This is a genomic window from Streptomyces sp. NPDC048278 (genome assembly GCF_040652195.1).
Taxonomy (GTDB): domain Bacteria; phylum Actinomycetota; class Actinomycetes; order Streptomycetales; family Streptomycetaceae; genus Streptomyces.
This window is the reverse complement of the sequence record NZ_JBEZLP010000002.1, coordinates 139,307-164,793: the sequence shown is the minus strand read 5'-3', so window position 1 is coordinate 164,793 and position 25,487 is coordinate 139,307. Positions and strand designations below refer to the sequence as shown.

Sequence of the window (25,487 nt, the reverse complement as noted above, 5' to 3'; positions counted from 1 at the left end):
TGGCGGCGGCCTCCGGTGCGCACCCCAGGGTGGCCCGGAGGCGGCCTTTGCGCGGCCCCGATGCGGCCCCGCCGCGCCGGGTCAGTCCAGCAGGCCGTCGTAGTCCGGCAGCTTGTAGGTGGTGTCGGCGTAACCGCCGGTCAGGTCCGTCGTGTTGTTGCCGATGTTGGCGATGATGTCGTAGCCGTTCGCCTCGATCGCCTTGCGCTGCGAGGTCTTGAAGTCGGCGACGGACTCGGTCAGCAGCTGGGCGACCGTGCGCGCGTAGAGGCCGTCGACCGTGTAGCCGACCGACTTCAGGTTCGCCTTGGTCACCACGTTGTAGAGATCGCTGCGGGCGCTGACGAAGAACACGCTGATGCCCTTGGCGTGCGCGTCCTGGGCGAGGGCGAGCACCGGCGGGGTGGCGGGGATGGTGATGCCGCCCTCGAAGTAGGTCTCCAGCGAGGTGTTGTCGATGTCGAGGACGATCGCCTGCTTGGCACCGGAGGTGTTGGCGGCGGCGCGGTTGTCGATGTAGGTCTGCGCGGGTCCGGTGACGGCGGCGACGTCGGACAGCCACTGGGCCTCGGTGACGGTCGAGTCGGCGGCCTGGGCGGGCAGCGCGGCGGCGAACGACAGGGCGAGGCCGGCCGTGAGGACGACGGCGGCTCGGCGCGCGGCGGGACGGTTCATCGGTGGGGGCTCCTCAGCTCACGTCGGCCGCCGGTGTTCCGTACCGGTGGCCGTCGTTGCGCCACGGTGGTCGGCCGGTGCGCCCGCCGGGTGACTCCCGGAGAAGCAACCGGTTACATGACTGGCATGTTCTGGTCAGGAGTCTGTGAATCGGCCCTGAGAGAGGCGGAGTCGGCCGCGCCGCCGGCCGTTCGCACCGACCCGTCCAACTCCTCCGGCCCGGAGCGGCGCACGCGGCGGCCACCGATCCAGGCCACCGCGGCCACCGTCAGGCCGAGGGCCAGGAGCAGCCAGGAGACCGTGCGGAGGGTGGAGGTCAGGGCGTCGTAGACGGCGGCGGCGGCCGGGTGCGGGACGTCCGGCGGCAGGTCGGCCAGGGTGAGCCGACGGCCGATCACGAGGGCGAGGCCGAGCAGGGCGCCGCCCAGGGCCGTGCCCAGTGCGGTCGCCGTGACGGCACGGCGGCGGTGGACGGCGAGGGCGATGCCGCCAACCGAGAAGACGACGGCGGCGACGGGCAGCCAGAAGCCGGCGACCTCGAGCACGTGGAACCCCTTCCGGAGCCGGTCCAGTTCGTCCGCCGGGAGTACCGCGACGGCCGTGTGCTGGACGGGGATGCGGGCCGCGAGCGGCACATGGTCCTGGGTGAGCTGGTCCTTGACCTGGGCGGTGACCGGCGCCAGGTCGACGGTGACGGGCTCCTCGCGCTCGTCCTGGAGCGCGCGCAGCACGGCGTCGTGGGTGGCCCGGTTGCCGGCGTCCCAGGCCAGCCGGAACGCCCGGGTCTGGGTGAAGGACCGGACCGCGTCGCGTACGAACGGCGCGACCGTGCCGCGCATCGGCCGGCCGACGTCCACCTCGCGCATGATGCCGTCGCCGACGGTGTCCGCCACGGCGTCCCGGACGTCCGGGTCGTCGGCCAGCGGTGCCATGGTGCTGACGTACTGTCCGGTGTCCGCGAGCCCGTACGCCGCCCAGGCCGCGAGCGCGCCGAACGGCAGCAGCAGGCAGCCCAGCGTGATCAGCAGGGCCGACAGGGCGCGCCGGAGACCTGAGGGCGGCGCGGGCCACGGGGACCCCGGGGGCACTGAGGGCACGGTTCCAGGCAAGCCCCTGAGGGCCGGTCAGGCGAGCGGGGTGATGCATTCGGGGGATTCCGGGGGCGGTGCCGGCCCCCGGAATCCCTTGGGGCGTCGCGCTCCGGTGGAGGGTTGACCCGAACGGGTGTTTCCTGGTTTGGGAGCGTCGTCGGGCGCCCGCGGTGCCTCGGCGACTGGTGAGGGGAAACAGGGGAAACAGGTGGGCCCCGGCCGTGGGGGCCGGGGCCCACGCTCGGGACCGCGTGCGGGACGCGGGGCTACCGGACGCGATGTCCGGCTGCGTCCTCGTGCGTGTAGAACCGGTAGAACATCACGATGAACGTCACCGCCGCGACCGCGAGCGACATGCCGACGGACCGGAGGATCGAGTCGCCGCTCTGGCTGTACAGGAAGCCGAAGGCGATGCCGATGAACGCGGTCCACACCACCGCGTGCAGCTCGCGCCGCAGCCGGGGGGCGATGGTCAGCACGGCGAACAGCACCACCGCGAAGACGAGCGCGGTCAGGAAGCCGAACAGCAGGTTCCAGCCGGTGATGGGCCCGCCCATGCGCCGGTTCGCCGCCGCCCAGTAGCCATAGATCAGCCCGGTCACGACCGGTACGGCCAGCCGGGCCCTCGCGTGCATCCGCGTACTGAACACGTCGGGCGTCCGGCCGCTCCGGGGCATACCGCCGGACGTGGGTGCAGCTTGAGCCATGAGCGTGCTCCTCTCTCCTCGCCCCCACCTTCCAGAGCACACCTGCGGGTACCCCCTGGCAAGTCGGTCAGCACATCCCGTACGACATGCGACACGTCCCCGCCCGTGTTTCCCTGGGCCAGGGCGGCGCCGCTCCTGCTGCTCACCGGGATGCGGTTCCGGATCGTCCCCTCGGCGGGGTCTGGACGACGACAGCAACCCTCGCCGCCCCGAGCCCCCGTAACGACAGCGCCCCGCCAGGGGCGCGGGGAACTGCGCGACCAGCCACGACGACGCCGCACTCCGCAACCGGTCGGCAGCCCAACACCGGCTGACAGCCGCTCGGCACCGCCGACCCACACCACCGTGGCCGAGCGCCGCCACGGCGGAAAAAAAGGGGGGCGGCGGAAGCAGGGAAGCCTCGCGGAGAGGGACGGGGCCGGGGTGTCAAGGGGAGTGGGGGCAGGGAGGGGGTGTGGGGGGAGTGCTCTTGGGGGGGGGCGTACTGGTTGTTAGCCGGCTCAAACATCCCCGGGGGCACCCGCTTTGCAAGCGCAGCGGTTACCGTGCTGGCGTAAGTGAAAACGGGGAACAAAGGGGGAGGGCCGGATGCCCGGAACCGTGCTGCTGATCGCGGCCTCGCCGACAGGCAAAGCGCGCATGGTGGACGCGGCCTCCGTGCTGTCCGTACTCGCGGCCGTGCCCCCGGCGATACTCTCCGGCACCGACACCGCGAACGTCGTCGAACTCGCCGACCCCCTGGAACCGCAGGCCGTGCTGACCCGGCTGCGGGCCGCCGCGGCCACCCCCGGCCCGCTCACCGTGTTCGTCACGGGCCAGCTCCACCTGGACCGCAAACAGCGGCTGCCGCATCTCGCGCTGGCCCGGACCACACCCGCCACCGTCCGCTACACCGGCCTGCCCTGGCACTGGATCCGGGAGGAGCTGCGGCTGCGGCCGGCCGGGGCGACGACGCTGCTGCTCGACCTGCACGCGGACCCGGAGACCTGGGAGCAACTGCACACGGTTCCGCTCGACTGCGGGCGGAACAACGCCGTGCACGGGCGGATCGCGCCGCCGCCCGCCCGGCGGGAGGTCGCCGTACCGTCGTACATGAAGGCCGTGGCGACCGTGCTGAGGAGCGGGCACCGGCCGGCGATGGCGGAGCTGCACCGGCAGGTGCTCACGCGGCTCGGGGCGGAAGCCGCCGCCGGCTTCCTGCTCAGCACGGACACCCCGGCCAGCGGGGATCCGCACGACGCGATCAGCGCCGCCGCGCGGGACGGCCGGTACGCCGAGGCGGACGATCTGGCCGCCCGCTGGGAGCAGGCCGCCGCGCGGGCGCACGGGCCGGCCTCCGAGGACGCCCTGCACTGGTCCGAGGTACGGGCGGACCTCGCGATGTTCGCGGGGGACGCGGCGCGCAGCTGCCGTACCTGGCTGACCGTGGCGCACGCCCGGCTGGCCGCGGGCCAGCCGGCCGACGCACCGGCCGTCGAGGCGGCCGTGGACCGGGCCCACCACCAGTGGAGCGCCATCAAGGACACGGTGCGGGCCCGCGAACTCGGGCCCGCACTCGCGGAGTTGAGACTCAGGGTGCCGGGCCGCCGGGAGGGTGCCCTGGAGAACGTCCAGCAGCACCTCCGGCAGCTCCAGACCAGCTGAGGGACTAGCTCGTGAAGGTGAAGTACTTCCAGGCGCCGTAGGTCGTGGAGTTGACCGTGTCACCGGACGTGCCGTTGATGTAGTCGGAGCGGACGCGGAAGCGCCAGCCGACGTCCTCCTTGTGGTTGCCGGTGAACTCGACCTGCGAGACCCCGCTGGTGGCCAGCGCGAAGTACTGCGAGGTGTCCGAGTACCACGTGCCCTGGTAGTAGACCTGGAAGTCGAACCGCTGGGAACGGCCGCCGTAGTACGGCATCTTGGTCGTGAACAGCGGGTTCTTGGTCTTGTGGAAGTAGAAGTAGGTCTGGCCCCAGGCCTTCTTGCTCTTGTACTGGCGGCTGACCGACATGGAGATGCTGACCTTCGCGCCCACCGAACTGGACACCGACCGCGGCTGCCAGCGGGCGTCGCCCGCGAACTTCGCGGTGACCTTGGTGTCCCGCTTGAGGTCGAGGACCACGGACAGGTTGCCGTGCGAGTCGACCTTCCCGGACTTCACCAGCTTGCTGGGCTTGTCCGAGCCGAACGGGTCGGCCCAGATCTCCACGGTGCGGTTCTTGTACGTCGTGCCGAGATGGGCCGTGAACTTCACGTCCTTCCCGTACGCGTACACCTTGCCGTTGTTGTTCAGCGTCAGCGTCGGCTTGGCGCGGGAGACGTCCACGGTGTCCTTGGCGGAGGCGGCCGTGTGTCCGGCGTCGCCCGCGTAGGAGACCTTGTACGTCACCTTGCCGCCCGCCGGCGGGGTGTCGGTGAACGAGTAGGTGCCGTCGGCCTTGACCGTGACCGCGGGCAGCGCCTTGCCGTTCGGGGAGTCCAGGTCGGTGCGGGTGACCGTGAGCTGTTCGTCCGCCGGGACCGGGACCGTCGAGGAGACCGTGCCGGTGACCGTGAGCTGCTTGGCCCGGGTGGCCGTCGCCGGGGCGTTCACCGTGACGGTGGTGGCCGCCCGGCCCGGGGTGTCGTACTCGCGCAGGGAGTACACGTCCGCGTCGTTGGCCGTCACGGCGAACAGCCGGGAGCCGTCCGGCGCCCAGGCCAGCCCGGCGGGGGCGAGGGTGTCGGCGCCGCTGGAGTGGCCGGTGTTGGGGAAGTCGTACGAGCGGACGGCCTCGCTGCTGCCCGGGTGGAAGATGTAGAGGTCCGGGTCGTACCAGGCGAAGCTGCCGGCCGCGACCGTGCCGTCGGGTGCGATGGCGACGGAGTTCGGGTAGGCGGTGGTGGTGTACTTGCCGTCCTCGTTGAGGTCGGACGTCCTGTACACCTGGTGGTAGTACGGCGCTCCGCTCGCCACCACGACGTCCTTGCCGTCGGGCGTGACCTGGAGGTCGCTGACGTCGCTGCCGTCGGTGCGGATGTGGGCCAGCTGGGCCGCGGCGCCCGAGGAGACGTCGTAGGAGGTCAGCGAGGCGGGGCTGGTGTCCTGGTCGCCCGCGACGAGGATGTCGGTGCCCGGCGCCGCGTCCAGGATCGGCGCGGAGTACCAGCTGTTGTCCTGGTCGAGGGTGACCGTGTGCTGGTCGCCGGCCAGGTCGACGGAGCCGATGTTGCCCTCGGCGGCACCGCCGTAGCCGAACCAGAGCTTCCCGCCCGCGAGGGCGATGCTCCGCGGCTTGTCGCCGACCGTGTACCGGGTGGTCTCGGTGTCGGTCGCGGTGTCGATGACGGCGATGGCGTCCAGGTCCCGGACGGCCGCGTAGAGCGTGCCCGAGTCGGCCGACAGCTCCAGTCCGTTGACACCGGAGAGGTTGGTGGTGAGCTGCCTGACAACGTTTCCGGCGTAGTCGGTGACGACGATCTTGCCGTTGCTCGGGTCGCTGATGAAGACCTGCTGGTGGGCGCCGTCGACGACGATGTCACCGGTCGACTTGATCGGCAGCAGGGCGCTGGTGTCGGCGAAGGCCGGAGTGGCGGCCAGGGCCGCGGAGCTGAAGAGGACCGCCAGGGTGGTGGCGGCCGTGACGGTGCGCATACGCACGCTGATTCGAACCCCCCGGATCGAATGAAATGGACGCCACGGAACGCGGCCCACGCATGTGTGCGTTCTCTGCGGGCCGCGTGTGGCGGATGCAACGAAGACTAGGTCATGTCACTGACAATCAGCACCGGGATTCCCGGACGGGATACGGCCGCCGGCGGTCCGGGGGGAGGGACATCGCCGACGGCCGCGTCGGTGCGGCGGTCCGGGTCAGAACGCGGGGACCTCGGACGGCCGGGCCTTGTTGATGTTGTCCTGGAAGTTGCCGGTCAGCGGGAAGTTGGCCTTGCCCCACTTGGAGTTCCACAGGGCGTTGCGCGGGGCGTCGGCCATCTGCTGGATGTCGACCAGGGCGGGCTTGTCCCAGCCGCCGTCGCCCCAGGCCTCGGGCCGCTCGCCCCACTTGGCGAAGCGGAAGGCGTGGGTGCTCGCGCCGTCCTTGTGGTAGACGATCTGGACGTGGTTGCCGTCCATCGGCACGTCGTTGATCGGGTGGGTGCTGTAGCCGCCGTGGCGGGAGGCCGCCAGGTAGCGGGGCCGCTCCTCGCCCTGCTTCTGGAAGACGACGACGGACTCCCAGTCGTTGCGGTGGCCGAAGGCGTCGGCGCCGTTGAGGGTCTGGTCCTTCTCGAAGTACAGGGCGTAGATGTAGGCGCACCAGCCGTTCTTGCACCACGCCTGGGTGTACGTGTTCGCCTTGCCGAGGTGGTTCGTGCGGCAGCCGCCGGTGATCGACCCGCTGTTGTTGAGACCCCCGTTGAGGTGGCCGCTCGCGTCGACGGCCGCCACGGGGAAGCAGCTGTCCGAGTCGTAGTCGAACTCCGGCATGTACTTGAGTTCGAAGGTGCCCGCCTTCTGCCCCAGCGGGTTCAGAACGGCGGCGTCGGCGCTGCCCGCGAGGCCGACGGCCAGTGCGGCGGCGGCGCCCATGACGGCGACGGTCCGGCCGGCCCGGGACAGCGTCGGCTTCCTGAGTGTCTTGAACATGCTCGGTCTCTCCCGTACTTCGTTCACAGGCCGGCCCCCGGTGCGGATCCGGCGTGGTGAGACCGACGCTGCCAAGCGCGGAGTTGATTGGCAGCCCCTTTCACCAGGGCGATCAACTCCGCGCCGGCCGACTCAGGCGTAGGGGTCGAAGGTGATCGCGCTCGGCTTGGCCTTGTTGAGGTGGTCGTCGAACTTGGCGTCCTGGAGCGGGAAGTTCGCGTCGCCCCAGTCGGAGGCGTTGAGGATGGTGCGCAGGTTGGAGGCCATGTTCTCCCAGGTGAGCAGGTTCTCCTGGTGCCAGGCGCCGTCGTCGTTCTCCGGGGTCTCGCCCCACTTGGCGAACCGGAAGTCGTGGGTGCTCAGGCCGTCCTTGTGGTAGACGACCTGGACGCGCTGGCTGCTCATCGGGACGTCGGCGACCGCCTCGGTCTCGAAGTCGCCGTGCTGGGAGGCGGACAGGTACGACGGGGTGGAGTCGCCCTGCTTGACCCAGACGACGATGCACTCCCAGTCGTGGCGGTGGCCGATGCCGGGGGAGGCCTCGTCCTTCTCGAAGTAGCTGGCGTAGATGGTCCCGCACCAGCCGTTGTTGCACTTGGTCCGCGAGTAGGTGTTCGCGTGGTCGAGGTGGCCGGAGCGGCAGCTGCCGGTGACGGAGCCGGTCGGCTTCAGGCCGCCGTTGAGGTTGCCGTCGGGGTCGATGGCGGCGGCCGGGTAGCAGCTGTCCGTGTCGTAGTCGTACAGCGGCTCGAAGTTCTTCTCGTACGAGGTCGCGTTCTCCGGCAGGTTCTGCAGCACGCCGGCGGAGGCGCTGAACGGCAGGGCGACGGTCAGGGCGGCGGCGCTGCCCATGACGGCGGCGGCTCGGCCGAGGTGACGGGTCCTGGATCGGGACATCGGGGGCTCCAGTCGACGGTCCACGCGATTGGTTCCGGACATGACATCCGGTCGGGGAGAGACTGGCGGGTCGGGGCGGGCGAGGGAAAGGGCTTTCCGCAAAACGGGGGACGGCTTTTCGCCGAACTGGAGCGCGGGCGTTCACAGGTTGGGGCCGGGACGCAGCGGGCGGAGCCCCGGCGCCGTGGTGCGGGCCCCTGCGAGCAGTGGTGCGGGCTCCCGCGAGCAGTCGCCGCGGAGTGGTGACCCGCGCCACGTCGCCCGTCTGTCACCCGGATTCCATTCGCCGGTTTCCGTACGCACCGTAGGGTCGTCGCTCCCGATGTCCCTTTCGTCAGGTACGGAGGCACGCGCGCATGGGGCGTCCCGAGAGACCGGTGGATCCGGCGGCCGGTCCCGTCCAGCGGCTCGCGCACGGGCTGCGCGAACTGCGGCAGGCGGCCGGCGGGCCGTCGTACCGGACCATGGCGAAGACGGCCGGGTTCTCCGCGACCACGCTTTCCCAGGCCGCGACCGGTGAGCGGCTGCCGTCCCTCGCCGTGGTGCGGGGGTACGCGCGCGCGTGCGGGGGCGACCCGGCGGAGTGGGAGCGCAGGTGGCAGGAGGCCGACGCGGAGGCGGGCAGGGCGCCCGCCGGGGAGGCGGAGGACGTCCCGGCGCCGTATCGCGGGCTGGCCCGGTTCGAGCCGGGCGACCGGCACCTCTTCTTCGGCCGGGACCGGGTGGTCGCGGACGTCGGCGAGCTGGTGTGCGAGCACCGGTTCGCGGTGCTGTTCGGCCCCTCCGGCAGCGGCAAGTCCTCGCTGCTGCGGGCCGGGCTGATCCCGCGCCTCCAGGAGGAGATCGCGGCGCGCGGCGCCTCGGCGAGGCTCAGCATCCTCACGCCCGGAGCGACGCCCGCCGAGACCTTCGGGCACCTCCTCGCCCCCGCGGCCGGGGAGCCGGAGAGCTGGGTGGTCGTGGACCAGTTCGAGGAGGTCTTCACCCTCTGCCGCGATGCCCGGGAGCGGCACCGCTTCCTCGACCTGCTGCTCGCCTCCCGCGACCCGGAGAGCGGGCTGCGCGTGCTGGTCGCGGTGCGCGCCGACTTCTACGCCCGCTGCGCCGAGCACCGTGACCTGGCGGACGCGCTGCGCGGTGCCGGGCTGCTGCTCGGCCCGATGACGGCGCAGGAGCTGCGGGAGGCGGTGGTCGGACCGGCTCAGGAGTCGGGCCTCATCGTCGAGCGGACGCTGAGCGCCCGGCTGGTGGAGGAGGTCCAGGGCGAACCCGGCGGGCTGCCGATGCTCTCGCACGTCCTCCTGGAGACCTGGCGCCGCCGCCGGGGCCGCATGCTCACCCTCGCCGGATACGAGGCCGCCGGCGGGGTGCGCGGCGCGATCGCGGCCACCGCCGAGGAGGTGTACGGCGCCCTGACGCCGCCCCAGGCCCGCGCCGCCCGCCACCTCGTGCAGCGCATGGTCGTACCGGGCCAGGGCACCCCCGACACCCGCCGTCCCCTCACCCGCGCCGAACTGGCCCAGTGGGCCGACCCGGACGTGCCGGCCGTGGTCGAGCGGCTGACCCGCGCGCGGCTGCTCACCGCCGACGAGAACGGCGTCCACCTCGCCCACGAGGCCCTCATCACCTGCTGGCCCCGGCTGCACGACTGGATCGAGGAGGACCGCGAACGCCTGCGCCACCACCGGATGCTCGCCGACGCGGCCCGCGCCTGGCTGGAGCACGACCGCGACCCGGGCACCCTGTACCGGGGCACCCGGCTGGCCCGTGCCGAGGAACTGTTCCCGGACCACCCGGCCGACCCCGCCCTCACCGTGCCGGAACGTTCCTTCCTGGCCGCCGCGCTGGCTGCCCGGGAGGCCGAGCGCCGGGCCGCCGCCCGGATCAGCCGCCGCCACCGCGTTCTCACCGTGTCCCTGTCGGCGGTCCTGGCCGTCGCGCTGCTGACGGGCTTCGCGGTCTGGCGCGAGTACCGGGACAACCGGGTCCAGCGGACCCAGAGCGCCGCCCGCCGCGTCGCCGACGTCGCCGACGCCCTGCGCACCACCGACCCGCGCACCGCCCTGCTCCTCGGTGCCGCCGCCTGGCGCGTCGCCGAACTGCCCGAGACCCGCCGCGCCCTGCTCGGCTCCCTCGGCCAGACCGAGACGGACACCTTCACCGACCCCGCCCCGGGCGACGGCCCCCGGCGTGCCCTCGCCGACGGCGGACGCACCCTGCTCAGCGCCGACGGCCGCCGTTGGCACACCTGGGACGTGACCACACACCGCGCCCTCGGCTCGGGCCGGGTGCCCTCGGGCACCGTGACCGACCTCGGCCCCGGCGGGCGGGTGCTCGGCGTCACGACGGACGACGGCACCGTACGGCTGTGGGACACGGTCACCGGCCGCTGGACCGGCGGCTCCACCGCGCTGCCCGACGCCATCGACCTCCGCTTCACCGGCGACGGCCGCTCCCTGCTGACTGTCGAGGGCGACCAGGTGCGGCTCCGCTCGGTCGCGGACGGCCGCGTGCTGTTCCGGACCGGCTCACCGGACACGGCGCGCACCGCCCTGAGCGCGGACGGCCGGCTCGTGGCCCTCTGCCCCTCCGGAGGAACCCCGCAGGTCTGGGACACCGCCGCCGGCCGCGCCCTGCCGGGCACCTGGCGGCAGGACCGCGTCTGCGACGAGGACACCGCGTTCCTCGCCCTGGCCGGCGACCGTCTGGCCGCGGCCACCGGCACCGGCTTCCGCGTCTGGGACACCGGCACGGGCCGGAGGATCGCCGACGTCTACGACACCGGGGTGCAGTACGCCTCCTTCAGCCCCGACGGCGGCTTCCTGGCCACGGCCGACCGCGGCGAGATCCGCGTCTGGCGGCTCACCGGCACCGGGGCCCCCGTCTTCCGGCACTCCTTCAACAACCAGCACCTCTACGGCGGCCTGTTCTGGGACGCCGACGGCCGCACCCTGCGCTACCTGGAGGGCGGCACCGTCCACACCCTCGACCTCGGCCCGGCCGTCACCCCCGCCTGGCGTCCCACCGCGCTGGACGGCGTACGCCTGAGCCCCGACGGCACCGCCTACGCGACGGTCGAGCGCACCGGCGACCGGTACGTCTTCCGCCTCCACGCCACCGCCACCGGCCGCGTGCTGCGCACCCTCCCGGCGGTGCGGGTCCCCGTCTCGGCCGACCCCCGCCTGCCCGTCGTCCCCCAGGACACCCTGCCCGTGCTGGCGTTCAGCTCCGACGGCACCCGGTTCGCCTACGGCGTCTCGGCGCCCGGCAGGGAGGCGGTGGCGCAGCCCGTCGCGGTCTGGGACGTACCGCACGGACATCCCGTGACCTCGGTGGACCTGCCCGGCGGCGCGGTGCTGGAGATCGCCCTCGGCCCGGCCGGACGCACCCTGTACGCGGCCCGCAACACCTCCGTGGGTGCCGTGGCCGACGAGGTGTGGGACGTGGCCCGCGGGCGCCGCACCTCGGTCGTGACCGGTGTGACCGCGAGCCACCTCGGCGTCCGCCCCGACGGCGGTCTCCTGGTCGGCGACGGCAGGGCGACCCGCCTGCCCTCGGGCCCGACCGACGCGCCCGAACTCGTCCAGGGCGAGCAGATCGGCGCGCTCTCCTTCGCCGCCGACGGCTCCCTGCTGGCGGCCGGCGACCAGACGGGCCGGGTGGCCCTGTGGGACGGGGACCTGCGCCACCGGGAGGGCATCCTGCGCAGCGTCTTCACCATCCCGCTCGGCACGACCCCCGAGGGCGTGAGCACCCTCGCCTTCAGCCCCGACGGCCGCACCCTCGCGGTCGGCGGCGACGCGGGCAGCCTCCAGCTGTGGGACGTGGCCACCCAGCAGCCGCTCGGCGGCCCGCTCACCACCCCGGGCGAGGAGATCGACGCGCTCTCCTTCAGCTCCGACGGCACGACGCTGTACGCGAGCAGCGCGCACGTGCCGCTCCAGCGGTACGTCGTCGATCCGGCGCGGGCCCGGACGCTGGTCTGCGCCCGGGCGGGAGGCGTGGGCCTGACACCGGCCCAGTGGCGGACGTATGTACCGGAGGTGCCGTTCCGGCGGGTCTGCGAAGGGTCTGCCGCGCGGCCGTGAACAGCGGTGTTTCCGCAGGCCGAGGAGGCGAAGAGGTGAAGAGGCGAGGGGCGAGGAGGCGAGGAGGCGGTGGTGCCGGGCGACCCGGTGGTGCCGGGCGGCTACCGGCCGACGTGCTGGGCCGCGGCCGGGGCGGAGGATCCCGGGGAGCCGTCGGTCGCTCTGGCCGGGCCCGCGTTGGCGGCGGTGATGAGCGCTGCCACGGCGATGACGGCGGCGGCGACGCTACGGACGGTGGGGGTTCCCCCGATCGAGCGGACCCGGGACCGGGAGCGTGCGGTGGGGCGTGCGGATGTGCGTCCGAGCACGGCGACCTCGCAACAACAGGGGCGGGTTAAGCACGTTTAATTCGCGGTTTAACCTAGGGGTTGGCAGAGCGCAACGGCAAGGGGTCCAGGGGGAGTTGGGGGTAATGGAGAGATGCAGGAACGGGACGATCCGGAGACCATCGGGCGACGGGTGCAGCAACTGCGCACGGAACGGGGGCTGACCCAGCGGCAGTTGGCCGAACCGGCCTACACGCCCGCCTACATCTCCACGCTGGAGGCCGGGCGGGTACGGGCCTCCGACGAGGCGCTGCGGCACATCGCGGGCCGCCTCGGCGTCGGCTACGAGGAGCTGGCCAGCGGACGCCCCGCCCACCTCGCCACCGACCTGAGGCTACGGCTCACCGAGGCGCAGCGCACCCTGGCCACCGGTGCGGCCGAGGCCGCCGCCGCCCAGTACGCGGACCTCTTCGCGGAGGCCGAGGCGCACGGGCTCGCGGTCGAACAGGCCACCGCGCTGCTCGGGATGGGCGAGTGCGCCCTGGACACCGGTGAGCTCGGGCAGGCCAGGGAGTTCTTCGAACGGGCCGAGCTGTGGACGGCCGACGAACCGCTGCCGGTGCGGGTCCCGGCGATCCGCGGCCGGGCGGTCAGCCACTACCTCGCCGGTGAACTCCGGTACGCCGTCTACCTCCTGGAGACCACCCTCGACGAGCTCAACCGCAGCGGCCTGCACGACCCGGACGCCCTCCTGCTCCTCTACGCCTCCGCCATCGGCCCGTACATGGACATGGGCGCCCACGCCCGCGCCGCCCAGGCCGCCGAACTCGCCCTCGCGCTCGCCCCACAGGCCGGCGACCCGGCGCTGATCGCCCGGATGCACCGGTCCGTCGCCCGTACCCTGCTCGCCGAGGGCCGGGTCGCGGAGGCCGACGCCTCCCTGGCCAAGGCGGCCGAGCTGTACCGCCAGCTCCAGCTCCGCACCGAACTCGCCAACTGCCACTGGATGCGCGGCTACGTCTACGCCCAGAACGGCGAACTGGAGCGCGCGGAGAGCGAGTTGCGGGAGGCCCTCGCCATGCTGTCCGAGACCCGGGCCGCCCTGTACCGCAGCCAGGCGGCCGTCGAACTGGCCGACGTCCTGCACCGCCGGGGCAAGTCGGAGGAGGCCGCCGTACTCCTGCACGACGTGCTCGGCGACTTCAACTCCGAGCGCGGCGCGATCCATTCGGGTGCCGCGCACCGGCTGCTCGGCATCATCGCCGAGGACGCCCGGGACACGGAAGCGGCCGAGGAGCACTACGTACGGGCGCTGAGTCTGCTGGAGCGGGCGGGCGCGGCCGGTGACCTGGCGGACCTGTGCCGCCTGCTCGGCGACCTGCTGCGCCGCACGGGCCGGGTGGAGGCGGCCCTCGACGCCTACCGCACCGGCCTCGGCCACCGCACGGCCCCGGGCACGACGACGTTGGGCCCTGCCCCTGCCCAACCTCCCCTCTAGCGCTCCCCCCCGGGGGGGGCTATCGACACACAGCCTTCTCTGTGCCGGGCAACAGCTCCCTCCACTACCGTCCCCGGGGTGCAAAACCAACGGACAGTAGCCGACGGCCTGCGTCTCCTGACAAGGGCCGTCGTCCACGTGGTCCTCGGTGGCACCGCCCTCCTCGCCATCGCGACCGTCGTCTCCGTCCTGGGCCCGACGCTCGCCCTCGACCTCTACACCCCACCCGTCGCCGCCTGGTGGACCGTGTTCACGGCGGTCGCCGTCCAGGGCGTCCCCTTCCTCCTCCTCGGCACCGTCGTCTCCGCGGCGATCGCCGCCTTCGTCCCGGAGCGCGTGTTCACCCGCCTCCTCCCCCGCAACCAGGCCCTCGCCGTGCCCGTGGCGGGGGCCGCCGGCGTCGTCCTCCCGGGCTGCGAGTGCGCGTCCGTGCCGGTGGCCGACAGCCTGATGCGTCGCGGGGTGGCCCCGGCCGCGGCCCTCGCCTTCCTCCTCTCCGCGCCCGCGATCAACCCGGTCGTGCTGGTGGCGACGTCGATCGCGTTCCCCGGCCAGCCGAAGATGGTGCTGGCCCGGTTGCTCGCCTCCCTCGGCACGGCGGTGGTGATGGGCTGGCTGTGGGCGCGGTTCGGCCGCGACGACTGGCTGCGCCCGCCGCGCGCCGACCACGGCCCCCGGACCTCGGGCCCCCGCGCCTTCGTCACCGGCCTCCAGCACGACTTCCTGCACGCCGGCGGCTTCCTCGTCCTGGGCGCGGCAGCCGCGGCGACCTTCAACATCGCGGTGCCCAGATCGGTCCTCGACGTCTTCACCGGCTCCGCGTGGACCGCCGTACCTCTCCTCGCGGTGCTCGCCGTCGTGCTGTGCGTGTGCAGCGAGGCCGACGCCTTCGTCGCCGCCTCGCTCAGCGCGTTCCCGGCGACGGCCCGGCTGGCCTTCATGGTGGTGGGCCCGATGGTCGACCTGAAGCTGATCGCCCTCCAGGCGGGCACCTTCGGCCGGGCCTTCGCACTCCGCTTCTCCTCGGCGACCTGGCTGGTGGCGTTGTCGGCCAGTGTCCTGGTGGGGTGGTGGCTGCTGTGAGGCGCTACGGCGGACCCGTCCTGCTCTGCCTGGTCGGCGCGGCGGTCCTGCGGATCACGCTCCTCGGCGACCTGTATCTCCGGTACGTGCAGGCGGCACTCCGCCCGTACCTGGTCGCCTCCGGCATCGCCCTGATCCTGCTCGGCGTGACGACGGCGCTCCTGCGCAGCCCGAGCGGCCACCCACCGGACGCCGACGAGCCGGACGCCACCGACGACGGCCACGGCCACGGCGCTCACGGTCATCATGGTGCCGCCGGCCCCCGCATCGCCTGGCTGCTCACCCTCCCCGCTCTCGCCCTGCTCCTCTTCCCTCCCCCGGCCCTGGGTTCGTACAGCGCGGGGCGGGAGGCGGCGCAGCGGGCGGCGCAGGGGGTCGGGAGGTTCCCGGCGCTGCCGGCCGGGAACCCGGTGGAGCTGACCCTCGCCGCGTTCAGCTCGCGGGCGATCTACGACAGCGGGCGCTCGCTGACGGGTCGTACCGTGCGGATGACGGGCTTCGTCACGCACGGCTCCGGCGGCACCTGGTACCTGACCCGCCTGATGGTCACGTGCTGCGCCGCCGACGCGACCACCAGCAAGGTCGAGATCCGGGGCGCGGACGCGCCGCCCACCGACACCTGGATCACCGTCACCGGCACCTGGCACCCCAGGGGCACGCTGGGCTCGGACGCGGCGTGGCCGCCCGCGCTGGACGCGACGTCGGCGCGGACGGTGAAGCAGCCGTCGGACCCGTACGAGACCCGGAGCTAGCCGGTCAGGCCTGCGCCCGCCCCTTCTCCCGTACCTGGGCGAGGCGCTGGACGCCGATGTCGAGGGCCTGCTCGGTGGTGTCGTCGGGGAGGGTGCCGAGGGCGCCGGCGGTGAGGACGATCGCGTCGTCGCCGACGCGGACGACGGCGATGTCGAGGGTGAGGGTGGTGGGCTCGTCGGTGGCGGAGGGCTGCGCGGTGAGGGTCATCCGGAGCCCTTGGCGCGCGTCGCCGAGGTCGTGCGGCAGCCCGGCGTCGGTGATCTGGACCGCCTCGGTCCCGGCCGCGGTCGTCTGCGCGGTGAACTGGCCGCAGGTGCGGGGCAGGGTCCGCAGCCAGGCCAGGGTCCGCTCGACGTCGGCGGAGCGGCTCGCGTCGACCTGGTAGCGGAGCTGCGCCGAGTCGTCGCCGTCGTCGAGGGCGGTGGCGGCCTGCGGACCGGCCGGGGCGCCGAGCAGTTCGTCGGTGTACAGGGACTCCAGCAGGCGCTGGCAGTCGGCCTGACCGGTGGCCGCCTTGAGCAGGCCGTCGTGCCAGGTGGCGGTGCCGTCGGTCGCCGTCCACGGCACACCCAGGTCGCTCTCGTCGATCAGCGCGGCCTGCGCCTGCTCGACGGTGAGCGCCGGGGTGCCGGACGAGGAGGCCGGACTGGTCGGAGCGGCCCGCTCGGCCGTGGTCGCGCTGGCGGACGGGGCGGAGACCGGGGCGGATGCCTCCGGCGGCTCGGCGGCGGTGCAGGCGGAGACGGCCAGGAGGCCGACGACGGCGAGACCGGAAGCGAAGGCTTTCATGCGGGGCCTCTCCAGGACCAGGACCGGGACTCGGACACGACGAAGCACAGACACAGCGCAACGCGCGTTCCCACGCCACCACCTCCGACCCCACCCCACCACCGCACCGGTCCGTCCGGGTGACTCCCGACCCCGCACGCGGGTGCTCCCCTACGTGAGAGCCGTGCTCGCCTCGTGGAGTTCGGTGAGGGAGGTGCGGGCCAGGGCGGGGAGGGGGTGGGTGTTCGACGGGGTGATCCAGTGGGCGAAGGCGGTGGTGAAGGCCTGGGCGCCGAGGTGGGCGGCGAGGGAGGCGGTGGGGTCGGGTACGCCGCGGTCGTGGAGGGCCGTGGCCAGGGCCGTGGTGAGGTTGAGGCTCTTGAACGCGGCGCGTTCACGCAGCTCGCTGTGGCTGCCGATGACCCGCATCAGCTGTGGGCCGAACGCGCGCTGCTCCTCGGTGAAGGAGCCGGCCAGGGCGTCCAGGGCGGCGGCCACCACCTCCAGCGGGGTCGCGGTGCCGGGCGCCGCCGCGGCCCCCTCGGCCAGCAGACGGGCGTGCTCGTCCTGGCCCGCGAACAGGACCTCGCGCTTGTCCGGGAAGTGCCGGAAGAACGTCGTCTTGGTCAGCCCGGCCCGTTCGGCGATCTGGGCGACGGTGGTGCTGTCGTACCCCTGCTCGCCGAACAGGTCGATCGCGGCTTGCACGAGGCGCAGTCGTGCGTTCGGTTCCCATCGGGCCATGGGGACAGCCTAAGTGATGTGACTCGGTACCGTCACGGGAGTATGGTGACGGTACCGAGTCACATCACCTTGTCCTCCGTACTGGGGAGAGTGCTGTCATGCCTGCTGTCATGCGTGTTTTCGTCACCGGCGCGAGCGGTCACATCGGCTCCGCCGTCGTTCCCGAACTGCTGCGCGCCGGGCACGAGGTCGTCGGCCTCGCCCGGTCCGAGGAGTCCGCGGCGGCCGTGAAGGCCCTGGGCGCCGAGGTGCGCCGCGGTGACCTGGCGGACCCGGACGGCCTGCGGTCGGCCGCGACCGACGCCGACGCCGTCGTCCATCTCGCCTTCGACCACACGGCGATGGCCGCCGGGGACATGGCCGGGGCCGCGGCCACCGACCGGACCGTGGTCCAGGCGTTCGGCGAGGCGCTCGCCGGGACCGGCAAGGCCCTCCTGGGCATCGGCATGGGCCACGGCGACGGCAACGAGCACCTCGCCGCGGCCTACAGCGCCAATCCGCGGATCCCCACCGGGCGGCTCTTCGGCGAGCTCGCCGAACAGGGGGTGCGTGCCGTGCTCGTCGGGATTCCGCCGGTCGTGCACAGTGCGCGGGACCGGAGCGGGTTCCTGCCGACGCTGATCCGGATCGCGCGGACCACGGGCGTCTCCGGCTACGTCGGCGACGGTGCCAACCAGTGGTCCGCCGTGCACACCCTGGACCTCGCCCGGCTCTACCGGCTGGCGCTGGAGCAGGCGCCGGCGGGCGCGGAGCTGCACGCGGCGGCCGACGAGGGGGTCGCGGTGCGGGACATCGCCGAGGTGATCGGGCGGCGGCTGGGGCTTCCGGTGGAGCGCGTGCCGGAGGACCGGCGCGCCGAGCACTTCGGGTTCTTCGGGGCGTTCATGTCGCTGGACGTGCCGGTACGCGGCGGGCGGACCCGGGAGCTGCTGGGGTGGCACCCGGCGGAGCCGGGACTGGTGGCCGACCTTGAGCAGGGGCACTACTTCGGAACCGACTAGCACCGACTAGCACCGGGTGGTCCAACCGAGTGGTCCAGGGGGACACCGAGGGGGGCGTCGCCGGGGCTCGGGGGCGGTGTGCGGTGTGCGGTCAATTGGGCTGTGGGTGTGGAGAGTTGTCACGGATCAAGGATTTTCTCCGTGGGTTTCTGCACCTAGGCTGCACATCGGGGGGCGAATGCCCCTACGGGGAGGGAACGTACTCATGAGCAGCAGCTCTGCCATGCCGTCAGGCCGGCGCCGCCGGGCCACGGCCACCGCACTCGTCACCGTCTCGCTCGCCCTCGCGGGCACCGCGCTCCCGGCCGGTCCGGCCGCCGCCGCGACCGTCCTGCCGCCGTGGAGCTCCTCGGTGGCGCTCAGCAGCGGGCCCGCCGACGTCCAGGACGCCGTCGTCACCAGGGACGGCGCCGCCGTCACCGTATGGACCGAGGCCACCGCCTCCAACGCGCCGCGCACCCTGTACGCGGCCGTCCGGGCCGCCGGGAGCGACAGCTGGTCCACGCCGGTCCCGCTCGCCACCCAGGAGGGAACGGTACGGCTGCTGGCCAGGGCGGACGGATCGGTGGCCGTGCTGTGGACCGACGGCTCGACCGGGGTGCAGCGGGTCGCCGTCTCGCTGCTGGCGGCCGGGCAGACGACGGCCTGGTCCGCGCCGGCGGTGCTGGCCTCGGACGGCACCTTCGACCAGCTCGACCTCGCCGAGGGCACGGGCGGCACGCTCACCGCCGCCTGGCGCGGGAAGCCCACCGGCGCCGCCGTGCCCGAGGTGTACGCCGCCACGTCGGGCGCGCAGGGCGGCTCCTGGTCCACGCCCGTCAAGGTCAGCAACCTCGCCGTGTACGCCGGTGCCAACACCGCCACCGCCGGCCTCGACCAGCCGCAGATCGCGGTCGACGGGCGCGGCGGGCTCGTGGTGTCGTACTCGATGGGGGCGGGCGGCATCGGCGGGCTGATGACGGTCACCCGGCCCGCCGGGGCGGACGCCTGGGGGACGCCCGAGCGGCTGGTCGACAAGCCGAGCGCGTCCGCGACGCTGGCCTCGACGCCGTACGGCGGTCTGGTGCTGCTCTGGAAGGTGGACGGCACCTTCCAGTACGCGACCCGCACCGACGCGGGCGCCGACTGGAGCCTGACGCAGACCGCCGTGGCCGCCGCCGGGAACCCCGAGGCGACCCCCGAGCCGCTGATCGGCGCCGACGGCCGGATCACCCTCGTCTGGAACGACCGGGCCAGTGCCACCGTCGGGCTGCGGACCACCGCGTTCGATCCGAACACCGGGGTGTGGTCGGCGCCGGTCAAGCTCAACACCGCCTATTTCGGGAGCAGTTTCGACGCGTCGATCGCCCCGGACGGCTCGGACGGCTCGGTTCACGTCCTCTGGAAGCAGGCCGCGGCCGGCAACACCTACACGCTCCAGGAGGCCACGCTGGTCGACGGCGCGTGGACCGCCGCCCGTCCGGTCCCGCTCTACGGGGAGCTGTCCATCGCCGGGCAGATCGCGGCGCGCTCCGCCACCGACGCCACCGCGGTGTGGGACTGGGCGTCCAACGCCACCAACCGGGGGGTCGAGGCCGCCCGCACCGTCTGGCCCCGGCTCAAGGTCACCCAGCAGTCGGTCCCGGCCACCGCGGCCCTCAAGGGCACCACCTCCACCAGTCAGGCCTGGCTGCCGACCTGGAGGACGAACACCGCCGTCGCGTCCTGGACCCTCACCGTCACCGACCCGGCCGGCCGCACGGTCCGCACCCTCACCGGCGCCCCCGGCTCCGCCACCACCGTCGCGCCCGTGTGGAACGGCCGTACCGACACCGGCGCGTTCGCCCCCAACGGCAGGCTGACCTGGACCCTGAAGGCGGTCCAGTACGGCTCCGGCACCGCGTCCACCCTCGGCACCGGCACGGTGACCGTGACCGGCGGCGCCGCCGTCTTCCACGACTTCGGCGGCCACAACGGCACCCCGGACGGCGTCGGCGACCTCCTCGCCCTCGACTCCGCCGGCCGGCTGCGCTGGTTCTACGGGATCAGCGCCGGACTGGAGACCGGGAAGATCGGCGCCGGCTGGTCCACGAGCACCAAGGCGGTGCCCTTCGGCGACCTGAACGGCGACCGCTGCAACGACCTCCTGGTCCGCGTCGGCGACGCCCTGCGCGACTACCGCCCCTCCTGCGGCGGGGCGACGACGCCCGCGACGTCGTACAAGACGGTCTCCGCCACCGGCTGGAAGCAGTACGACGTCCTCACCTCGCCCGGCGACCTCACCAAGGACGGCCGCCCCGACCTGATCGCCCGCAACACCGCCACCGGCGCGGTCTACCTCTACAAGGGCACCGGCAGCGGCACCCTCGCCGCCCGCGTGAAGCTGTACGCCGACTGGAAGACGTACAAGAAGATCGTGGGCGCCGGCGACCTCAACGGCGACGGCATCGGCGACCTCGTCGCCCAGGACACCGCCAACAACCTGTACCGCTACTACGGCAAGGGCAACGGCACCTTCGGCACCCGCGTGAAGCTCGCCGCCGGCTGGGGCTCCTCCTACAACGCGCTGGTCGGCACCGGCGACCTCGACGGCAACGGCAGGACCGACCTCCTCGCCCGCGACACGGCCGGCCGGCTCTACCGCCTGAACGGCGACGGCAAGGGCGCCTTCCCCACCCGCACCCAGATCAGCTCGGGTTTCGCCGGCTACAAGGGGCTGTTCTGAGCCCCGGCCGGCACCGGCAGCGACCCGGCGCCCGAGAGGTCCGGGAACAGGGGGCCTAGAGTCGGGCCCGGTGAAAGGAGCCCCCACTGTGACCGGTCAGCCCATCCCCGTGATCATCGACTGCGACACCGGTGTCGACGACGCCCTCGCCCTGCTGTTCGCCGTGCGCCACCCGGGCCTTGAGCTGCGGGCGGTGAGCTGTGTCGCCGGGAACACGGACGTGGACGGGGTGGTCCGCAACACCCTGACCGTGCTGGAGCGGGCCGGGGCCGGCGACGTTCCGGTCGCCCGGGGTGCCGAACGGCCGCTGATCGAGGCCGCGCGGTCGGCCCGGCACGTGCACGGGTCGGACGGGATGGGCGATCTCGGGCTGCCCGCGCCCACCCGGCGCCCCGCCGACGTCGACGCCGTCACCCTGCTGCGCCGCGAGATCCTCGGCTCGCCCCGCCCGGTCACCCTGATCCCCACGGCGCCGCTCACCAACATCGCCCTGCTGCTGCGCACCCACCCGGAGGTGACCCGGAACATCGAGCGGATCGTGTTCATGGGCGGCGCGGTCGCCACCGGGAACGCCACCCCGGTCGCCGAGTTCAACGTCTGGCACGACCCCGAGGCGGCGGCCGTCCTGCTCACCGCCGGGGTGCCGATCACCATGTACGGCCTGGACGTCTTCCAGCGGGTCGTGGTGCCGGGCGCGGAGGTACGGCGGCTGCGCGCGAGCACGGAACCGGGGGCGCGGCTCGCCGGGGACCTGCTCGCGCACCGCCCGGCCGCCCCCGATCCGGTCGGCGACGCCCCCGACGGTGACGACCCGGCCGGCGGTCTCGGGGACGCCGGCGCGGTCTGTGCCGTGGCCGACCCGGGCGGCCTGACCACCCGGCTCCTCCCGGTCGAGGTCTCCCTGGCCCCCGGGCCGACCAGGGGCCAGACCGTCGTCGACCGCCGGCCCCGCCCCGGCGAGGCCGAGATCCACGGCGGCGCCCGCGAACAGGCCCTGGTGGACGTGGCGTTGGACGTCGACGTGGAGCGGTACGTGCGGCTGTACCTGGCGACCGTCGCCGGCACCGGCTCTGTCGCGAGCTGATCCCGAACGTCAACTGTTCGTAACTGAGAAGGAGTTGGGGAACCCGGGCGGGACGGTGCACCTCATCGTGGGCGAGAGACGGACCGGCGCCACGCCCCGGGGGGAACCATGCCGAGCACGAGCACGAGCACCAGTACGAGAACGAGAAAGCGAACGCGGAACGCGATACGCGCCTGCCTGGCGCTGACGACCGCGACGGCCATGGCGAGCCTGGCCCTCACCCAGACCGCCACCGCACACACCGCGTCCACCACGCCCACCGCACGCCCCGGCTCCTTCGCGGCCGGGGCCCACACCCTCACCCTCATCACCGGCGACCGGGTCACCGTCGACGCCCGGGGCCGGGTCCTCGGCGTGCAGCACGCCGAGGGCCGGGAGCACGTGCCCCTCCGGACCCGTACCGTCGGCGGCCACACCCTGGTCGTGCCCACCGACGCGGCGGCCCTGATCGCCGCCGGGAAACTGGACCAACGCCTCTTCGACATCACCGAGTTGAACACGGCGAGCGAGCGGGCGGACCAGCGGAACGGCCTCAAGGTCATCGTCGGCTACCGGGGCGCGGCGACGGCCGCCCGCGCCGAGGTCGGGGACGCGGCCACCGTGCGCCGTACCCTCACGTCCCTGGACGCGCAGGCCGTCCGGGCCCCGGAGCAGGACCCGGGCAGGCTCTGGGCCGCGGTGACGAACGGTGCCGAGGCCGCGCCGGGCGTCGCCCACGTCTGGCTGGACGCCGTCCGCGAGGTCAGCGACGACAGGTCGGGGCCGCAGATCGGCGCGCCCACCGCCTGGAAGGCCGGCTACACCGGCAAGGGCGTGAAGATCGCCGTGCTGGACACCGGTATCGACGCCGACCACCCGGACCTCAAGGGTCAGGTGGTCGCGGCGAAGAACTTCTCCCTCTCCCCCGACACCGCCGACCACCAGGGCCACGGCACCCACGTCGCGTCCATCGCGGCCGGCACCGGCGCCGGATCGGGGGGCAGGTACACCGGGGTCGCACCGGGCGCGAAGCTGCTCGACGGCAAGGTGATGAACGACGACGGCAGCGGCGACGACTCCGCGATCATCGCCGGCATGGAGTGGGCCGCCGACCAGGGCGCCGACATCGTCAACATGAGCCTGGGCGGCACCGACACCCCCGGCACCGACCCGCTGGAGGCCGAGGTGAACAAGCTGTCCGAGGAGAAGGGCATCCTGTTCGCCATAGCCGCCGGCAACGAGGGGGAGCTGGGCGCGGGCACCGTCGACTCGCCGTCCAGCGCCGCCGACGCGCTCTCCGTCGGGGCCGTCGACGGCAAGGACGGGCTCGCGGACTTCTCCTCGACCGGACCGGTCCCCGACGGTTCCGTGAAGCCGGACGTGACCGCGCCCGGCGTGGACATCACCGGGGCCGCGGCCCCGGGCAGCGCCATCGACAAGGAGGAGGGGGAGAACCCGCCCGGCTACCTGACCATCTCGGGCACGTCGATGGCGACCCCGCACGTCGCGGGCGCCGCCGCCATCCTCAAGCAGGAGCACCCGGACTGGGGGTACGCGCAGCTCAAGGCGGTGCTGATGGGCTCGGCCAAGGCCGGTGCCTACACGCCGTACCAGCAGGGCACCGGGCGGATCCAGGTCGACAAGGCCATCACGCAGACCGTGTTCGCCGAGCAGCCCTCGCTGTCCTACGGCATCCAGCGCTGGCCGCACACCGACGACACCCCGGTCACCAAGCGGCTGACCTACCGGAACACCGGCACCGCCGCCGTCACCCTGAAGCTCGCCCCGACGGCCCTCGCCCCCGGCGGCGGCCGGGCCCCGGCCGGCTTCCTGACCCTCGGCGCCACCGCGGTGACCGTCCCGGCGGGCGGCACCGCCTCGGTCGGCGTCACCGTGAACACCAGGGCGGGCACGGCCGACGGCGCCTACTCGGGGTACGTCGTCGCGACCGGCGGCGGCCGGACCGTCCGGACCACCGTGGGCGTGCAGCGCGAGGTGCAGTCGTACGACGTGACGCTGAGGTTCGTGAACCGGCCCGGACAGTCGCCGGTCCACCTCACCACCCTGACCGGCTACTCCGGGATCGGCGAGGGGCTGGACTACACCTCGCAGAGCACGGACGACACCGTGACGCTGCGGGTGCCCAAGGGCAGGTACGTCCTCGACTCGGTCAGCATGAAGAGCCTCACCTCGGACGAGGGCGGGATCGACTGGCTGTCGCGGCCCGTGCTGAACGTCACCGGGGACACCCGTGTCACCCTGGACCTGAACCGGACCAGGGCCTCGGACATCACCGTCCCGGACGCCGCCGCCAAGCCGTCGGACGCGGGCATCGGCTACCAGTACGCCGACGCGGTCGCCGACTTCTCCGTGCACACCACCTCCTTTGCCGCTCTGCGCGTCGCGCACCTCGGCCCGGCCGTCCGCAACCTCACCGAGCGCTGGACCGGGCAGTGGACGCGCGGCGCGAGCAGTGAGTACGACATCTTCACCACCGCCGAACCGACCACGTTCAAGGCGCTCACCAGGCACTACGCGGCGAGCGGGCTGGCCACCGTCAAGGCCCGTCTCGGCGGTTCCGTGCCGGGCCGCACCGGCGCGGTCACCCTGTTCGCGGAGACCGCGGGCGGCACCGGCCTCACCCGGCCGGTCACCCAGCGGCTGCCGGGCACCCGCACCCTGCACCTGTCCGCGGGCAGCGGCGTCTTCTGGACGGCGGGCTTCGACCAGTACGCGGCCGAGCCCGACGCGTACGGCTACCCGGTCGGCACGGCCCACTACACCTCCGGCACCGGCCGGACCTACCAGGGCGGCCGGACCTACACCAGCACGTTCAACGCCGCGGTGATCGCCCCGCTGCTCACCGCCGACTACGGTCTGGACCGCGACGGCAACGAGATCTCCGGCGAGATACCGCTCTTCTCCGACGGCGCCGGGCACGCCGGTTCCTCCGACTTCTTGTCGGTGCGCACGACCCTCTTCCGGGGCGGCACCAGGGTCGGCAGCAACAGCGACCCGCTGTTCGGCCTCGACGTGTTCAAGGTGCCGTCCGGGCAGGCGTCCTACCGGCTCTCCACCTCGGTGCGGCGCTCCGCGGCCGTGGCGCGGACCTCCTCGCGCATCGACGCCACCTGGACCTTCACCTCGAAGAAGACCTCCGGGCCGACCGCCCTGCCGGCCTCCGTCCTGCGGATCGCCGCGCAGACCGACCTCAGCGGTCACGCCCCGGCCGGCCGCAGGGTCACCGTGCCGGTGACCGTCCAGGGCTCGGCGGCCGGCCGGAACCTCGGGTCCCTCGCCGTGTGGGCCTCCTACGACGGCGGCGGGCACTGGACGAAGCTCACCGTCACCCACGGCCACGTCACCTACCGGAACCCGGCCGAGGGCAAGGCGGTCTCCTTCAGGTACCGGATCACCGACAGGAAGGGCAACGCGTCGGCGGTCACCGTGTACGACGCGTACTTCGGCAGGTGAGCCGTGCCCCGGCCCGGGGCACGGACGCGTACGCCCCGGCCGTCACCGACGGCCGGGGCGTACGGA

Annotated in this window: 18 protein-coding genes; 9 read left to right on the top strand and 9 right to left on the bottom strand. The window is 73.4% G+C overall.

Annotated elements, in window-relative coordinates; genetic code table 11:
* Positions 1-81: 81 nt before the first annotated feature.
* From AB0D74_RS04335 to AB0D74_RS04325, 3 genes are all read right to left on the bottom strand, one after another.
* Positions 82-675 carry an HAD family acid phosphatase gene (locus tag AB0D74_RS04335; RefSeq protein WP_362580434.1) on the bottom strand — a complete coding sequence of 198 codons (594 nt, stop codon included), beginning with the start codon at positions 673-675 and terminating at the stop codon, positions 82-84.
* 113 nt (positions 676-788) lie between these two features.
* The gene (locus AB0D74_RS04330) at positions 789-1,772 is read right to left on the bottom strand and encodes a hypothetical protein (RefSeq protein WP_362580432.1); all 984 of its coding nucleotides are present in this window, start codon (positions 1,770-1,772) and stop codon (positions 789-791) included.
* Positions 1,773-2,032: 260 nt separating this feature from the next.
* Positions 2,033-2,473 carry a hypothetical protein gene (locus AB0D74_RS04325; protein WP_362580430.1) on the bottom strand — a complete coding sequence of 147 codons (441 nt, stop codon included), beginning with the start codon at positions 2,471-2,473 and terminating at the stop codon, positions 2,033-2,035.
* A gap of 588 nt (positions 2,474-3,061) precedes the next feature.
* Here AB0D74_RS04325 and AB0D74_RS04320 point away from each other — a divergent pair.
* A complete protein-coding gene (locus tag AB0D74_RS04320) occupies positions 3,062-4,117 on the top strand; it encodes a hypothetical protein (protein WP_362580428.1) in 1,056 nt (351 codons plus the stop codon).
* A 4-nt stretch (positions 4,118-4,121) separates the two neighbouring features.
* Here the strand turns inward: AB0D74_RS04320 and AB0D74_RS04315 are convergent, their stop codons facing one another.
* From AB0D74_RS04315 to AB0D74_RS04305, 3 genes are all read right to left on the bottom strand, one after another.
* Entirely contained in the window at positions 4,122-6,095 is a 1,974-nt protein-coding gene (locus AB0D74_RS04315; RefSeq protein ID WP_362580426.1) for an Ig-like domain repeat protein, read from the bottom strand.
* 210 nt (positions 6,096-6,305) lie between these two features.
* The gene (locus AB0D74_RS04310) at positions 6,306-7,082 is read right to left on the bottom strand and encodes an NPP1 family protein (protein WP_362580424.1); all 777 of its coding nucleotides are present in this window, start codon (positions 7,080-7,082) and stop codon (positions 6,306-6,308) included.
* A gap of 132 nt (positions 7,083-7,214) precedes the next feature.
* Complete coding sequence (locus tag AB0D74_RS04305) at positions 7,215-7,979, bottom strand: NPP1 family protein (protein WP_362580422.1); 765 nt, start codon at positions 7,977-7,979, stop codon at positions 7,215-7,217.
* A gap of 356 nt (positions 7,980-8,335) precedes the next feature.
* Here AB0D74_RS04305 and AB0D74_RS04300 point away from each other — a divergent pair, with 356 nt between their 5' ends.
* Complete coding sequence (locus AB0D74_RS04300; RefSeq protein ID WP_362580420.1) at positions 8,336-12,067, top strand: hypothetical protein; 3,732 nt, start codon at positions 8,336-8,338, stop codon at positions 12,065-12,067.
* A 101-nt stretch (positions 12,068-12,168) separates the two neighbouring features.
* Here AB0D74_RS04300 and AB0D74_RS04295 read toward each other — a convergent pair whose 3' ends face one another.
* Positions 12,169-12,375, bottom strand: coding sequence for a hypothetical protein (locus tag AB0D74_RS04295; RefSeq protein ID WP_362580418.1), 207 nt, complete (start codon positions 12,373-12,375; stop codon positions 12,169-12,171).
* A gap of 112 nt (positions 12,376-12,487) precedes the next feature.
* Here AB0D74_RS04295 and AB0D74_RS04290 point away from each other — a divergent pair, with 112 nt between their 5' ends.
* The 3 genes from AB0D74_RS04290 (at position 12,488) to AB0D74_RS04280 (ending at position 15,666) form a co-directional block, all read left to right on the top strand.
* Positions 12,488-13,831: a helix-turn-helix transcriptional regulator gene (locus tag AB0D74_RS04290; protein WP_362580416.1), complete on the top strand. Its 1,344-nt coding sequence runs from the start codon at positions 12,488-12,490 to the stop codon at positions 13,829-13,831.
* A 78-nt stretch (positions 13,832-13,909) separates the two neighbouring features.
* The gene (locus tag AB0D74_RS04285; RefSeq protein ID WP_362580414.1) at positions 13,910-14,914 is read left to right on the top strand and encodes a permease; all 1,005 of its coding nucleotides are present in this window, start codon (positions 13,910-13,912) and stop codon (positions 14,912-14,914) included.
* The gene (locus AB0D74_RS04280) at positions 14,911-15,666 is read left to right on the top strand and encodes a TIGR03943 family protein (protein ID WP_362580989.1); all 756 of its coding nucleotides are present in this window, start codon (positions 14,911-14,913) and stop codon (positions 15,664-15,666) included. The genes AB0D74_RS04285 and AB0D74_RS04280 overlap by 4 nt, the downstream gene beginning before the upstream one ends.
* A 4-nt stretch (positions 15,667-15,670) precedes the next feature.
* Here AB0D74_RS04280 and AB0D74_RS04275 read toward each other — a convergent pair whose 3' ends face one another.
* Entirely contained in the window at positions 15,671-16,456 is a 786-nt protein-coding gene (locus AB0D74_RS04275; protein ID WP_362580412.1) for a hypothetical protein, read from the bottom strand.
* A gap of 150 nt (positions 16,457-16,606) precedes the next feature.
* A complete protein-coding gene (locus AB0D74_RS04270; protein ID WP_362580410.1) occupies positions 16,607-17,179 on the bottom strand; it encodes a helix-turn-helix domain-containing protein in 573 nt (190 codons plus the stop codon).
* A gap of 110 nt (positions 17,180-17,289) precedes the next feature.
* On the opposite strand from AB0D74_RS04270, the gene AB0D74_RS04265 reads away from it, so the two are divergent.
* The 4 genes from AB0D74_RS04265 to AB0D74_RS04250 all read left to right on the top strand — a co-directional run bounded on the left by AB0D74_RS04265 (position 17,290) and on the right by AB0D74_RS04250 (position 25,421).
* Positions 17,290-18,180 carry an SDR family oxidoreductase gene (locus AB0D74_RS04265; RefSeq protein ID WP_362580987.1) on the top strand — a complete coding sequence of 297 codons (891 nt, stop codon included), beginning with the start codon at positions 17,290-17,292 and terminating at the stop codon, positions 18,178-18,180.
* A 205-nt stretch (positions 18,181-18,385) separates the two neighbouring features.
* Complete coding sequence (locus AB0D74_RS04260; protein WP_362580408.1) at positions 18,386-20,884, top strand: FG-GAP-like repeat-containing protein; 2,499 nt, start codon at positions 18,386-18,388, stop codon at positions 20,882-20,884.
* 88 nt (positions 20,885-20,972) lie between these two features.
* Positions 20,973-21,968: a nucleoside hydrolase gene (locus AB0D74_RS04255; RefSeq protein WP_362580406.1), complete on the top strand. Its 996-nt coding sequence runs from the start codon at positions 20,973-20,975 to the stop codon at positions 21,966-21,968.
* 201 nt (positions 21,969-22,169) lie between these two features.
* The gene (locus AB0D74_RS04250) at positions 22,170-25,421 is read left to right on the top strand and encodes a S8 family serine peptidase (protein ID WP_362580404.1); all 3,252 of its coding nucleotides are present in this window, start codon (positions 22,170-22,172) and stop codon (positions 25,419-25,421) included.
* Positions 25,422-25,487 lie beyond the last annotated feature (66 nt).

Bases quoted from the DNA above. Each gene is read 5' to 3' on its own strand.
- AB0D74_RS04335 (WP_362580434.1), bottom strand. From the start codon at position 675: ATGAACCGTCCCGCCGCGCGCCGAGCCGCCGTCGTCCTCACGGCCGGC.
- AB0D74_RS04325 (WP_362580430.1), bottom strand. From the start codon at position 2,473: ATGGCTCAAGCTGCACCCACGTCCGGCGGTATGCCCCGGAGCGGCCGG.
- AB0D74_RS04320 (WP_362580428.1), top strand. From the start codon at position 3,062: ATGCCCGGAACCGTGCTGCTGATCGCGGCCTCGCCGACAGGCAAAGCG.
- AB0D74_RS04310 (WP_362580424.1), bottom strand. From the start codon at position 7,082: ATGTTCAAGACACTCAGGAAGCCGACGCTGTCCCGGGCCGGCCGGACC.
- AB0D74_RS04305 (WP_362580422.1), bottom strand. From the start codon at position 7,979: ATGTCCCGATCCAGGACCCGTCACCTCGGCCGAGCCGCCGCCGTCATG.
- AB0D74_RS04300 (WP_362580420.1), top strand. From the start codon at position 8,336: ATGGGGCGTCCCGAGAGACCGGTGGATCCGGCGGCCGGTCCCGTCCAG.
- AB0D74_RS04290 (WP_362580416.1), top strand. From the start codon at position 12,488: ATGCAGGAACGGGACGATCCGGAGACCATCGGGCGACGGGTGCAGCAA.
- AB0D74_RS04275 (WP_362580412.1), bottom strand. From the start codon at position 16,456: ATGAAAGCCTTCGCTTCCGGTCTCGCCGTCGTCGGCCTCCTGGCCGTC.
- AB0D74_RS04270 (WP_362580410.1), bottom strand. From the start codon at position 17,179: ATGGCCCGATGGGAACCGAACGCACGACTGCGCCTCGTGCAAGCCGCG.
- AB0D74_RS04265 (WP_362580987.1), top strand. From the start codon at position 17,290: ATGCGTGTTTTCGTCACCGGCGCGAGCGGTCACATCGGCTCCGCCGTC.
- AB0D74_RS04260 (WP_362580408.1), top strand. From the start codon at position 18,386: ATGAGCAGCAGCTCTGCCATGCCGTCAGGCCGGCGCCGCCGGGCCACG.
- AB0D74_RS04250 (WP_362580404.1), top strand. From the start codon at position 22,170: ATGGCGAGCCTGGCCCTCACCCAGACCGCCACCGCACACACCGCGTCC.